This is a genomic window from Streptomyces mutomycini (assembly GCF_001700505.1).
GTDB classification, from domain to species: Bacteria; Actinomycetota; Actinomycetes; order Streptomycetales; family Streptomycetaceae; genus Streptomyces; species Streptomyces mutomycini.
The window spans coordinates 1-13191 of the sequence record NZ_MAPV01000251.1 but is presented as its reverse complement, the minus strand read 5'-3'; the positions used below and the strand labels follow the sequence as shown (position 1 = coordinate 13191).

Sequence of the window (13191 nt, the reverse complement as noted above, 5' to 3'; positions counted from 1 at the left end):
TGCCGGGGGAGCGTGGGGAGCCGGGGACCGAAAAGCCGGGAGCCGGGGGGCGTGAGGCCTCAGCCCCCAGGGCTCTCGGGCCGCTACCCCTCCACGCTCGTCGCCGGATGGCCCTCCCCGGGGCCCGGGGGCGCGGTCCTGAGCAGTTCGGTCAGGAGGCGTACGGCGCCCCGTTTGTGCAGTGGTTCGTTGCCGTTGCCGCACTTGGGGGACTGGATGCAGGACGGGCAGCCCGCTTCGCACTCGCAGGAGGCGATGGCCTGGCGCGTCGCGGTCAGCCATGTGCGGGCCGTGTGGAAGGCGCGCTCCGCGAAGCCGGCCCCACCTGGGTGGCCGTCGTAGACGAACACCGTGGGAAGGAGCGTGTCGGGGTGCAGGGGAACGGAGACACCACCGATGTCCCAGCGGTCGCAGGTGGCGAAGAGCGGCAGCATCCCGATGGAGGCGTGCTCGGCGGCGTGCAGGGCACCTCCGAGAATCTCCGGGCTGATCCGTGCGGCATCGAGTTGGTCCTCGGTGACCGTCCACCACACGGCACGGGTACGCAGGGTTCGGGGCGGCAGGTCGAGTTTGGTCTCACCCAGGACCTCTCCGGTGATCAGCTTGCGGCGCAGGAAGGAGACAACCTGGTTGGTGACCTCGACGGAGCCGAAGCAGAGACGGCCGTCGCCCCACGGAATCTCGGTATCGGTCTCCAGCACGGCGATCGCGGTCGTGTCGCGGGCGTTGGTCGAGTAGGGCGGTACGGCTTCCTCCACCAGTGCCACCGAATCCTCCAGATCCAGTGTCCGGACCAGGTAGGTGCGGCCCTGGTGCAGGTGGACGGCACCCTCGTGGACGGCGGTGTGCGCGGCTGATTCGTCCACGGTTCCCAGCAGCCGCCCGGTGCCTTCCTCGACGATCTGGATCGGACGGCCGCCCCCGCCGCGGATGTCGGTGAGGTCGGCGGCGCGTTCACGGCGGGTCCAGTGCCACCCCGTCGGCCGCCTGCGCAGCAGCTTCGCAGCCTCCAGTTGCGGCAGAAGTTCGGGTACCGCTGGGCCGAAGAGGGCGATGTCCGCTTCCGTGAGGGGGAGCTCCGCAGCCGCGGCGCACAGGTGCGGGGCCAGGACGTAGGGGTTGTCCGGGTCCAGGACGGTCGACTCCACGGGCTGCTGGAACAGCGCCTCGGGGTGGTGGACGAGAAATGTGTCCAGCGGATCGTCCCGGGCCACCAGAACGGCGAGGGCGCCCTGCCCCGAGCGTCCCGCGCGGCCGGCCTGCTGCCAGAGGGAAGTGCGGGTGCCCGGGTAGCCGGCGATGACCACGGCGTCCAGGCCCGAGACGTCGATGCCGAGCTCCAGGGCGGTGGTGGCGGCCAGTCCCAGCAGGTCCCCGGAGTGAAGCGCGCGTTCCAGGGCCCGGCGCTCCTCGGGCAGGTAGCCGCCGCGGTAGGCGGCGACGCGCCCAGGCAGCGAGCGGTCGACTTCGGCGAGCCGCTCCTTGGCGATGAGGGAGATGAGCTCGGCGCCACGCCGGGAGCGTACGAAGGCGACCGAACGCACGCCCTGGAGGGTCAGGTCGGTCAGGAGGTCGGCGGTTTCGGCCGTGGCGGTACGGCGTACCGGAGCCCCCTTCTCGCCGTGCAGGTCGGTCAGCGGCGGCTCCCAGAGGGCGAAGACCAGTTCTCCCCGGGGCGAGGCGTCGTCGGCGACCTCCTTGACGGGGAGGCCTGTGAGACGGCCCGCGGCGACCGAGGGCTGTGCTGCGGTGGCGGAGGCGAGGAGGAAGACGGGATCGGATCCGTAGCGGGCGCAGACGCGGCGCAGCCGCCGAAGTACCTGGGCGACGTGGGAGCCGAAGACGCCCCGGTAGGTGTGGCACTCGTCGATGACGACGAAGCGCAGGGAGCGGAGGAAGGAGGCCCAGCGGGGGTGGGACGGGAGGATGCCACGATGCAGCATGTCGGGGTTCGTCAGAACGTAATTGGCGTACTGCCGTACCCATTCACGTTCTTCGAAAGGCGTGTCCCCGTCGTAGACCGCCGGACGGATCGCGGTACCGAGGGGCGCGGCGAGCGCCTTCACCGCGCGGCGCTGGTCGGCGGCCAGGGCCTTGGTCGGGGACAGGTACAGGGCGGTGGTGCCGCGGCCGTCAGGGGCCTCGGAGCCGTCGAGGAGGGTACTCAGCACCGGGGCGAGGTAGGCGAGCGACTTACCGGATGCCGTCCCTGTGGCGATCACTACGGACTCGCCGTCCAGGGCGTGCTCGGCGGCGGCGGCCTGGTGCGTCCACGGATGGTCGATTCCGGCCCGTCCGATCGCCGAGACGACTTCTGGCCGGATGCGGTCCGGCCAGGTGGCATGGGTTCCCGCACGAGGGGGCAGGTGCTCCGTATGAGTGATGCGCGCTGCCCGGCCCGCCGCTGCGGCGAGCCGGTCGAGAACCACCGTGGGAGAGGGGCGCGAGCCTGCGCTCTCGGGTGGTCGACTGGGGCGGTGATTCTTGGCCATCGGCACCGAGTGTGTCACCGGCATGACCGACAATGGTCCCAAGGCGTCGTGCATGGCTGCTGGTAAGTGATTGAATGCCATCGCGGCTGGCGATCCGTCCCCTGGCCTCCGTCGGGGAGACCGAGGGGCGACCGCTCGATAGCAAGGTGCTGGAGGATCCGTGGACCTGTCCCTGTCGACTCGCAATGTGTCCGGCCCTGGTGGCGACCGTACGGTCGTCGAGGTCGGTGGCGAGATTGATGTGTATACCGCGCCCAAGCTGCGCGAGCAGTTGGTCGAGTTGGTGAATGACGGCAGCTACCACTTGGTTGTCGACATGGAAGGCGTCGACTTCCTCGACTCCACCGGCCTCGGCGTGCTTGTGGGCGGCCTGAAGCGTGTCCGGGCCCATGAGGGCTCGTTGCGACTGGTGTGCAACCAGGAGCGCATTCTCAAGATCTTCCGGATCACAGGCCTGACCAAGGTGTTTCCCATTCACACCACGGTCGACGAGGCTGTCGCGGCGACCGACTGACCGTCGGTGCAGGTCGGCAGTTCCCAGGCCGGCAGGCACGCAGTGACAGACCGGCAGGCGGCAGCAGACGGGCCGCCATGAGCAGACGGTCGACCATGTGGTCGGCTGTCGGCTTCGCCGGTTTCCGGAGGAGAGTGAGTGCAGGGGTACCGGGCGCCACGCCCGGGCCCCTGAGACGCACGCCCGAACGTTTGAGGGGGATGACATGCCAACCGTTGAACTCCGCTTCAGCGCTCAGCCCGAACACGTCAGGACGGCCCGCCTCGTGGCAGCCGCCGTGGCACGCCGGGCCGGTGTGGACGAAGCGGTGCTCGACGAGGTCAGACTCGCGGTCGGCGAGGCGTGCAGCCGCGCCGTAGGGCTGCATCGGAGCCATGGCATCGTCGCCCCCGTCACGGTTGTTCTGACCGAGGAGGAGAAGGCGTTCTCCATCGAGGTAGGCGACGGGCTTACCGCCCCGGGCAGCGGTGCCTCGGCGTCGGGAGCGCCCGGCGCCGGAAATCCCGACGCAGCGGAGACCGATGTCGACATTGAGGACGAGATGGGCCTTGCGGTCATCAGCGGCCTGGTCGATGACGTGGAAGTCCGTACGGGTGCGGACGGTGGAGTGATCCGTATGACCTGGCCGACGGCTCCGGCCGTGCTGCTTCCCTGATCCACAGCGCCCGGTGTCCCCAGCGCCTGGCGATCCGTTTCGCCCGGTGGCCCCCCAGGCTCCCGTTCCTGGTGGCCCAGGACGCTCAGTGGCCCACAACGTCCGGTGCCCATCCTCACCTGGTGCGTTCCGCCGGCCCCGTGCGCGCCGCTTATTGCGCAGCCGCATCAGCCACCAGCCGCAGTTCCTGCGCGGCGAAGTTCGCGCCTCGGACGCCTCGGATGGTGTTGCCTCGCGCAGCGCGCCCCATGTCCACGCAGGCATCTTCCCTGCTCCTCGCGCGGGTCACGCCCACGCCTCTCGCAAGCCCCGTCTCTCCCCTCGCAACTTCGTGATCCTGCCACCCGCGACCCGCGACCCGCGAGCGGTAGAAGTGGCGACGTTGTCGGGCCCTGCTGAGCAGCGCCTTTCTCTGTGTGCTTGATCAATGATCTCGGAAATTCCGAACGTGGCGCATGTCTGCCCGTTACTGCATTCGGGTTCAAGCGAGCGAGATCATTTGCCATTGGGTGGACGAAAGCCGATTTCATTGACCACCCACTGTTTTGATCAGGGTTCGCTCCCTACAATCCCTCCACGTCTTGAGCGCTCAGCGTCAAGGAGGAAGTATGGCGGAGTTCTTCAACACCCCAATGGCAGAACTGGCGCACGTTTCCGTACCTTCCGACCGCTCCACCGCACTCGCAGCCGCAGTACTCACCGATGGCAACCGGCTGATCGTCGTTGTCATCGCGGTCGTCGCCCTTGCCGCGCTTGTCGTGGCCCAGCTGCTCGTACGCCAGGTGCTGGCGGCGGGCGAGGGTACCGAACGTATGAAAGAGATCGCGGCGGCAGTCCAGGAAGGCGCGAATGCCTATCTGGCCCGCCAGCTGCGTACCGTCGGTGTCTTCGCCGTCGTCGTGTTCTTCCTGCTACTGCTGCTTCCGGCCGACAACTGGTCGCAGCGTGCGGGGCGCTCGCTGTTCTTCCTGGTGGGTGCGCTATTTTCGGCGGCCACCGGATACATCGGTATGCGGCTCGCCGTCCGAAGCAATGTGCGCGTGGCCGCCGCCGCACGTGAGGCGACTCCGGCCGAGGGGGAACCGGAGAAGGATCTCACCACCGTTTCGCACAAAGCGATGAAGATCGCTTTTCGTACAGGCGGTGTGGTCGGCATGACCACGGTGGGCCTGGGCCTGCTCGGAGCCTCCTGCGTGGTGCTCGTCTATGCCTCCGACGCGCCCAAGGTGCTGGAAGGTTTCGGCCTCGGTGCCGCGCTGATCGCCATGTTCATGAGGGTCGGAGGCGGCATTTTCACCAAGGCCGCCGATGTGGGTGCCGACCTGGTGGGCAAGGTGGAGCAGGGCATCCCCGAGGACGACCCGCGCAACGCCGCCACCATCGCCGACAACGTGGGTGACAACGTCGGTGACTGTGCGGGCATGGCGGCAGACCTGTTCGAGTCGTACGCCGTGACGCTCGTGGCCGCGCTCATCCTGGGCAAGGTCGCCTTCGGGGACGCGGGGCTCGCCTTTCCGCTGATCGTTCCAGCGATCGGGGTGGTCACGGCGATGATCGGGATCTTCGCAGTCGCTCCCCGGCGCGCCGACCGCAGCGGTATGAGCGCCATCAACCGCGGATTCTTCCTCTCCGCCGTGATCTCGCTCGTCCTCGTAGCGGTGGCGGTCTTCGTCTACCTGCCGTCCTCCTACGCCGAGCTGGGCGGGGTCACCGACGGTGCCATCACCTCGCATGCCGGTGACCCGCGCGTCTTCGCTCTCGGCGCCGTGGCCATCGGGATCGTGCTCGCAGCCCTGATCCAGCAGCTCACCGGCTACTTCACCGAGACCAGCCGGCGCCCGGTCCGGGACATCGGGAAGTCCTCGCTGACCGGCCCGGCGACCGTCGTGCTCGCGGGGGTCTCCATCGGTCTGGAGTCGGCGGTCTACACCGCGCTCCTGATCGGCCTCGGCGTCTACGGGGCCTTCCTGCTCGGCGGCACGTCGATCATGCTGGCGCTCTTCGCCGTGGCCCTGGCGGGGACCGGCCTGCTCACCACCGTGGGCGTCATCGTCGCCATGGACACCTTCGGGCCGGTCTCCGACAACGCCCAGGGCATCGCCGAGATGTCCGGGGACGTCACGGGCGCGGGAGCCCAGGTCCTCACGGACCTGGACGCCGTCGGCAACACCACCAAGGCCATCACCAAGGGCATCGCGATCGCCACGGCCGTCCTCGCGGCGTCCGCGCTCTTCGGCTCGTACCGGGATGCCATCGCCACAGCGGTCGACGACGTGGGGGCCAGGACGGGTGAGCTGGGGCTGAGCCTGGACATCTCGCAGCCGAACAACCTGGTCGGCCTGATCCTCGGAGCCGCGGTCGTCTTCCTCTTCTCCGGGCTGGCCATCAACGCGGTCTCCCGTTCGGCGGGGGCCGTGGTCCACGAGGTACGACGCCAGTTCCGGGAGCATCCCGGGATCATGAACTACACGGAGAAGCCGGAGTACGGCCGCGTCGTCGACATCTGCACCAAGGACGCGCTGCGTGAGCTCGCCACGCCCGGGCTGCTCGCCGTTCTGGCGCCGATCGCGGTGGGATTCACCCTGGGGGTGGGGGCCCTCGGCTCGTACCTCGCGGGCGCGATCGCCACCGGCACACTGATGGCCGTCTTCTTCGCCAACTCCGGTGGTGCGTGGGACAACGCCAAGAAGCTCGTCGAGGACGGTCACCACGGTGGCAAGGGCAGCGAGGCCCATGCCGCGACAGTCATCGGAGACACGGTCGGGGACCCGTTCAAGGACACGGCGGGCCCGGCCATCAACCCGCTCCTCAAGGTGATGAATCTCGTGGCGCTGCTCATCGCCCCCGCGGTGGTGCAGTTCAGTTACGGCGATGACGCGAGCGCGGCGGTGCGGTCCGTGGTGGCCGCCATCGCCGTCATCGTCATCATCGGCGCGGTCCATGTGTCGAAGCGACGGGGTATCGCCGTGGGTGACGACGACGGAACGGGTGGTGGCACTGACGACGAGGGAGGCGGCGGACCCGCCCGGTCCACCGGGCCTGCTGCTGTTTCGTGAGGCGCCCGGTCATGCAGGCGCCCGCGAGTAGGTGACACCGGCTCAGCGAGGCGGCGGGCGGCGTGTTCTGACGTGTCGTCCGTCACTCCGCCACGCGGACACCACGCGGAGGCCGATCGCCGGTCACAGAAGCGGGACCGTGCCGGCGTTCCCGTGTACAGGTGAGTTGTATCTCCCTCATTCTCCTTGGTGCAAATGGCTGCAAAGGAATGCATATCGGATACCCGGCACCTGATTGTCGCCCACTTGGCGTGTAAGTTCCGGGGCCGAGAGCCTTGGAAGGGACCCAATCCGGTGAACAAGAAGCTTGCAGCCGCACTGTCCGGCGGTGCGGTACTCGTACTGACGCTGTCGGGCTGCAGCGACGACAGCGACAACAAGGTGAACGACTGGGCGAAGAAGTTCTGCGACCAGGTTCAGCCGCAGTTGCAGAAGATCGCGAACGCCAATGCCGCGATCGAGCAGCAGACGGACGACCAGAGCAAGCCCGCGGACGTCCAGAAGACCGACTCGGCCGCCTTCCAGCAGATCTCGCAGGCGTACAAGGAGCTGGGCAAGGCCGTGCAGTCAGCGGGTGCTCCGCCGGTGGACGGCGGAGAGACCACGCAGAAGGAGGCCGTGAAGGAGCTCAACGCCGCCTCCGTGTCCTACGCGGACCTGAAGACGAAGGTCGACGAGTTCGACACCAAGGACCAGGCGAAGTTCGCGGACAGTCTCAACGGCCTCGCCGACGAACTGACAAAGATCAGTAACAACGGTGACCAGGCGCTGAACAAACTTCAGTCCGGCGAGGTCGGCTCCGCGATGGCGAAGCAGAAGGGTTGTCAGAAGCCGACGGCCTCGGCTCCCCCCGCCTCCGGCCCGTCCGCCCCGGCGTCGAAGTCCGCATCGCCTTCGGCCTCGGCGAGCGGGAAGTCGTAGAGGCGGCAGGGAGAGGGGCCCGCCACGACGGCCTGCGCGCAGCCTTGCCGGCGCGAAGTCCGCACCGCCGCATGCCGTGAACGGCGCCGAGCCGTAGCGGCTGGCACTTCGCGAAACGGCATGCCGCGGCAGCGCGCGGGCCCCCTCGCAGCAGCCCGGCCGTCCCTCGTGGGCGCCGGGCCGCTGCCGTTGTCGGCGGTAGCGGCCACAATGGTGGGGTGAGTACGACCAGCCTCCCCGCATCCGACCGCGCCCACCGGCTTCGCGAAGCCCTGATCGCCGCCGCCTTCACGGCCGATGGCCTCCTCGAACGGCTCGGCGCGCCCGCGTACGCCGCGCTCGCCCGCAGCGAGACCGTCCCGGCGCTCCGGGCCACCCGTGGGGATTCGCCGCTCGACACGCTCGTGCGGCTCTTCCTGCTGCAGCGGCCTGTTCCGGCTGCCGCTGCCGACGCAGCGCTCCCGCTGGAGGAGTGCCTGGGGGACGGCTGGGTGGTCCGCGAAGGCGACCTCGTGAGAGCGACCGTCGACGTACGGCCCTACGGCGGGCCCGAGGGGCAGGACTGGTTCATCGTCTCCGACCTGGGGTGTGCGGTCGGCGGGGCCGGCGGCATCGGCTCGCATGAGGAAGGCGTTGTTCTCGGTGTCGGCGGAGCGTCCACCACGCTCGCCGGGATCACCGTACGAAGGCCCGTGGCCTCCGCACTCGATCTCGGTACGGGCTCCGGCATCCAGGCGCTGCACGCCGCCCAGCACGCCACCCGGGTCACGGCCACGGACGTCAACCCGCGTGCTCTGGAATTCACCCGCCTGACCCTCGCCCTGTCCGGAGCGGCTCCCGCGGACCTGCGGGAAGGCTCGCTCTTCGAACCGGTCGACAGCGAGACGTACGACCTGATCGTGTCCAACCCTCCCTTCGTCATCTCACCCGGTGCCCGGCTGACGTACCGCGACGGAGGCATGGGCGGTGACGATCTGTGCCGGACCCTCGTGCAGCAGGCCGGGGACCGGCTCAACGAGGGCGGGTACGCGCAGTTCCTCGCCAACTGGCAGCACGTGGACGGTGAAGAATGGCAGGACCGGGTGCGCTCCTGGGTGCCCGCCGGCTGTGACGCCTGGATCGTGCAGCGTGAGGTGCAGGACGTCACGCAGTACGCCGAGCTCTGGCTGCGCGACAGCGGTGACCACCGCACCGACCCCGCCCTTTACACCGAGCGGTACGAGGCGTGGCTGGACGAGTTCGAGGCCCGCAGTACCAAGGCCGTCGGCTTCGGCTGGATCACGCTCCGCAAGTCCGCGGCGGCCGCGGGCCGTCCCTCGCTCGTGGCCGAGGAGTGGCCGCACGCGGTGGAGCAGCCACTCGGGCCGGCCGTCGAGGCGCATTTCGCACGGCAGGACTATCTGCGGGAACACGACGACGCGGCCCTCCTCGCCGCGCACTTCACTCTGGCCGAGGAGGTCGTGCAGGAGCAGGTCGGGCTGCCGGGCGCCGAGGACCCCGAGCATGTGGTGCTGCGTCAGCACCGCGGGATGCGCCGGGCGACCAAGGTCGACGCCGTCGGAGCCGGGTTCGCGGGCGTGTGTGACGGTTCGCTGCCCGCGGGCCGCATTCTTGACGCCATCGCCCAGTTGATGGCCGAGGACCCGGTGCTGCTGCGCGACCGGACCCCGCAGGCGATCCGGCTGCTGGTGGAGGAAGGCTTCCTGGAGCCCCTGCGGTGACGCGGCGCCGTGTCACCGCGGCGATGCCGCGACCCTTCTGGGGCGTGTGCCGTGCGATGCCGTCGGCCCTTGCGGCTGCCGGCTCCCCGGGTACGCAGGCAACCCCGGTGTCGACGTCCTCCGTTCCTGCGTGCCCGAGCTGTGCCGTCCGGTATAAGACACCCCTCTGACCAGCGATTCTTTCCCTGCTCTCAGACGCCTCCGGTGCGGATTGAGGATTCCGCTCGGGGTAGTTCCCGGGGCGGCCGCACGGTGTTCATCACAGGTTCGCGCCGCCGACGCCCCGGCGTGGCAGTCTCGCCTCTGCCGAGCCGCCCGCACTGCGCGACGGTATGGGAGCCACGGCAGGCGCGGCCGTGTACGAGCGCCTAAGCGGCAGCCGAGCGGAAGAGCGTGAGGGGTACGGACATGGAGAGTGTCACCGCCGTCTTCGCCGGTGCGGCCTTCGCACTGTTCGGCGCCGCCCTCCTCGTCTGGACGGGAGCGCGTACCATCCAGCGCGCGCCGGTGGCGCTCGGTGTGAGCCCCGTCGCCTCCACCGCTCTCGCCACGCTCTTCGGCGTACTCTTCCTCGTCCTCGGCGTGTGGTGCTTCACCCGCATCTGATCCACTTCTGTGGCAGGGGCTGTGGGCACCGGACAGCCGTCCCGCACGGTTCCCCGGCGGGACCGCGAAACCCGCAGGCGACAGCACTGCGAGGCGCGGACCGGACGGTCCGGGCGGCAGGAATGGCGGAAGTCGGGTTACCGTTCGAGTGGCCGTTGCGGGCTTTTGCCGTTTGACACGGGGGCGGGTTGTACCGTCACACTCCGCAGCGACAGCACCGCAGGCAGCGCAGAGCACTGCCCGGATGCCCACGAGTGCCGACCGGAGAGAAGAGCGAAGTTGTCCCCGACCAGCGAGACCGCAGGCCGCCGACTCGTCATTGTCGAGTCGCCTGCCAAGGCGAAGACGATCAAGGGCTATCTCGGCCCCGGATACGTCGTCGAGGCGAGCGTCGGGCACATCCGCGACCTGCCGAACGGCGCCGCCGAGGTGCCGGACGAGTACACCGGTGAGGTACGCCGCCTCGGCGTGGACGTCGAGAACGACTTCCAGCCGATCTACGTCGTCAATGCAGACAAGAAAGCCCAGGTCAGGAAGCTGAAGCAGCTCCTCGCCGAATCCGACGAACTCTTCCTCGCCACCGATGAGGACCGCGAGGGCGAAGCCATCGCGTGGCACCTGCAGGAAGTCCTCAGGCCCAAGGTCCCGGTCCATCGGATGGTCTTCCACGAGATCACCAAGGACGCGATCAGGGCCGCCGTCGCCAATCCGCGCGAGCTCAACCAGCGCATGGTCGACGCCCAGGAGACCCGCCGCATCCTCGACCGCCTCTACGGCTACGAGGTCTCGCCGGTCCTGTGGAAGAAGGTCATGCCGAGGCTCTCCGCGGGCCGCGTGCAGTCCGTCGCCACCCGTCTCGTCGTCGAGCGGGAGCGCGAGCGCATCGCCTTCCGCTCCGCCGAGTACTGGGACCTGACCGGCACGTTCGCCACCGGGCGCACCGGTGACACCTCCGACCCCTCGACGCTCACCGCCCGCCTCAGCGCGGTCGACGGCCGCCGCATCGCCCAGGGCCGCGACTTCGGTCCCGACGGGCTGCTCAAGCAGGGCTCCGCCCAGACGCTGCACCTGGACGAGACCAACGCCCGCGCCCTGGCCGCCGCGCTCGCCGACTCCACGTTCGCGGTCCGCTCGGTCGAGTCGAAGCCGTACCGTCGCTCGCCGTACGCCCCTTTCCGCACGACGACCCTCCAGCAGGAGGCGAGCCGGAAGCTGGGCTTCGGGGCGAAGGCCACGATGCAGGTGGCGCAGAAGCTGTACGAGAACGGCTTCATCACCTATATGCGTACGGACTCCACGACCCTCTCGGACACCGCGGTCTCCGCGGCCCGGGCGCAGGTCACGCAGCTGTACGGGGCGAACTACCTGCCGGAGAAGCCCCGCACGTACGCCGGGAAGGTCAAGAACGCGCAGGAGGCGCACGAGGCGATCCGCCCCTCCGGCGACCGCTTCCGCACCCCGGCCGAGACGGGGCTCACCGGTGATCAGTTCCGGCTCTACGAGCTGATCTGGAAGCGGACCGTCGCCTCCCAGATGAAGGACGCCGTCGGTAACTCCGTCACCGTCAAGATCGGTGGCCGGGCGAGCGACGGCCGCGACGCCGAGTTCTCCGCGTCCGGCAAGACGATCACCTTCCACGGCTTCATGAAGGCGTACGTAGAGGGCGCGGACGACCCGAACGCCGAGCTGGACGACCGTGAGCGCCGTCTTCCGCAGGTCGCCGAGGGTGACGCGCTGACCGCCGAGGAGGTCACGGTCGACGGCCACGCCACCAAGCCGCCGGCCCGTTACACCGAGGCCTCGCTGGTCAAGGAGCTCGAAGAGCGCGAGATCGGCCGCCCGTCGACGTACGCCTCCATCATCGGGACGATCCTGGACCGCGGCTACGTGTTCAAGAAGGGGACGGCCCTGGTGCCGTCGTTCCTCTCGTTCGCCGTGGTCAACCTGCTGGAGAAGCACTTCGGCCGGCTAGTCGACTACGACTTCACCGCCCGCATGGAGGACGACCTCGACCGCATCGCGCGGGGCGAGGCCCAGTCCGTGCCGTGGCTGCGGCGCTTCTACTTCGGCGCGGGCGACGACACGGCCGGGGCCGGCGCGGCCTCCGATGCGGGCAACGGCGACGGGGACCACCTCGGCGGCCTGAAGGAGCTCGTGACCGACCTGGGCGCGATCGACGCCCGCGAGATCTCGTCGTTCCCCGTCGGCAACGACATCAAGCTCCGCGTCGGTCGCTACGGCCCCTACATCGAGCGCGGCGAGAAGGACTCCGAGGGCCACCAGCGCGCGGACGTGCCGGAGGACATGGCGCCCGACGAGCTGTCCGTGGAGCTCGCGGAGGAGCTGCTGGCCAAGCCGAGCGGCGATTTCGAGCTCGGCACCGACCCTGTCAGCGGTAACCAGATCATCGCGAAGGACGGGCGCTACGGCCCGTACGTCACCGAGGTGCTGCCCGAGGGCACCCCGAAGACCGGCAAGAACGCGGTCAAGCCGCGGACGGCTTCGCTCTTCAAGTCCATGTCGCTCGACACGGTGACGCTTGCCGACGCGCTCAAGCTGATGTCGCTGCCCCGTGTGGTCGGTGAGGACGCCGAGGGCGTCGAGATCACCGCGCAGAACGGCCGCTACGGGCCGTATCTGAAGAAGGGCACGGACTCGCGTTCGCTGACGTCCGAGGACCAGCTCTTCGACATCACGCTCGAAGAGGCCCTCGCGATCTACGCCCAGCCGAAGCAGCGCGGGCGGGCCGCAGCGAAGCCGCCGCTGAAGGAGCTGGGCACTGACCCGGTGAGCGGTGCCCCGGTGGTCGTGAAGGACGGCCGGTTCGGCGCGTACGTCACGGACGGCGAGACGAACGCGACACTGCGGACCGACGACAGCGTCGAGGACATCACGCCGGAGCGCGGCTACGAGCTGCTTGCCGAGAAGCGGGCCAAGGGGCCGGCGAAGAAGAAGACGGCCAAGAAGGCTCCGGCCAAGAAGGCGACCGCGAAGAAGGCGACGACGGCCAAGAAGGCGACGACGGCCAAGAAGGCGACCGCCAAGAAGACGACCGCCGCCAAGACGACAGCCGCGAAGAAGACGACTGCCGCCAAGAAGGCGCCGGCGAAGAAGGCGGCGACCGCCACGGCGAAGAAGACGGCTTCTGCTTCGCCCGAGGAGAGCTGAACGCAGGCGCCGGCAGTGAGAAGCCGACCACCGCGCCGTGCGGTGAACGGTTGCCCCT

At 69.2% G+C, this 13191-nt stretch carries 8 protein-coding genes; 7 read left to right on the top strand and 1 reads right to left on the bottom strand.

Annotated features, from left to right (window positions below):
* Nucleotides 1-83 precede the first annotated feature (83 nt).
* A complete protein-coding gene (locus BFF76_RS28565; protein WP_079122521.1) occupies nt 84-2573 on the bottom strand; it encodes a DEAD/DEAH box helicase in 2490 nt (829 codons plus the stop codon).
* Nucleotides 2574-2652: 79 nt separating this feature from the next.
* Here BFF76_RS28565 and BFF76_RS28560 point away from each other — a divergent pair, with 79 nt between their 5' ends.
* The 7 genes from BFF76_RS28560 to topA all read left to right on the top strand — a co-directional run bounded on the left by BFF76_RS28560 (nt 2653) and on the right by topA (nt 13133).
* Nucleotides 2653-3006: an STAS domain-containing protein gene (locus BFF76_RS28560; protein ID WP_003967428.1), complete on the top strand. Its 354-nt coding sequence runs from the start codon at nt 2653-2655 to the stop codon at nt 3004-3006.
* 205 nt (nt 3007-3211) lie between these two features.
* Nucleotides 3212-3661, top strand: coding sequence for an ATP-binding protein (locus tag BFF76_RS28555; protein WP_065849371.1), 450 nt, complete (start codon nt 3212-3214; stop codon nt 3659-3661).
* Nucleotides 3662-4269: 608 nt separating this feature from the next.
* Nucleotides 4270-6717: a sodium-translocating pyrophosphatase gene (locus BFF76_RS28550; protein WP_031090908.1), complete on the top strand. Its 2448-nt coding sequence runs from the start codon at nt 4270-4272 to the stop codon at nt 6715-6717.
* A gap of 294 nt (nt 6718-7011) precedes the next feature.
* On the top strand, nt 7012-7638 hold the full coding sequence (locus tag BFF76_RS28545; protein ID WP_031090910.1) for a hypothetical protein: 627 nt from the start codon (nt 7012-7014) through the stop codon (nt 7636-7638).
* 218 nt (nt 7639-7856) lie between these two features.
* Entirely contained in the window at nt 7857-9359 is a 1503-nt protein-coding gene (locus BFF76_RS28540; protein ID WP_053929455.1) for a DUF7059 domain-containing protein, read from the top strand.
* Between the two features lie 408 nt (nt 9360-9767).
* Complete coding sequence (locus tag BFF76_RS28535; RefSeq protein WP_031090916.1) at nt 9768-9965, top strand: hypothetical protein; 198 nt, start codon at nt 9768-9770, stop codon at nt 9963-9965.
* Between the two features lie 279 nt (nt 9966-10244).
* On the top strand, nt 10245-13133 hold the full coding sequence (gene topA, locus BFF76_RS28530; RefSeq protein WP_065849370.1) for a type I DNA topoisomerase: 2889 nt from the start codon (nt 10245-10247) through the stop codon (nt 13131-13133).
* Nucleotides 13134-13191 lie beyond the last annotated feature (58 nt).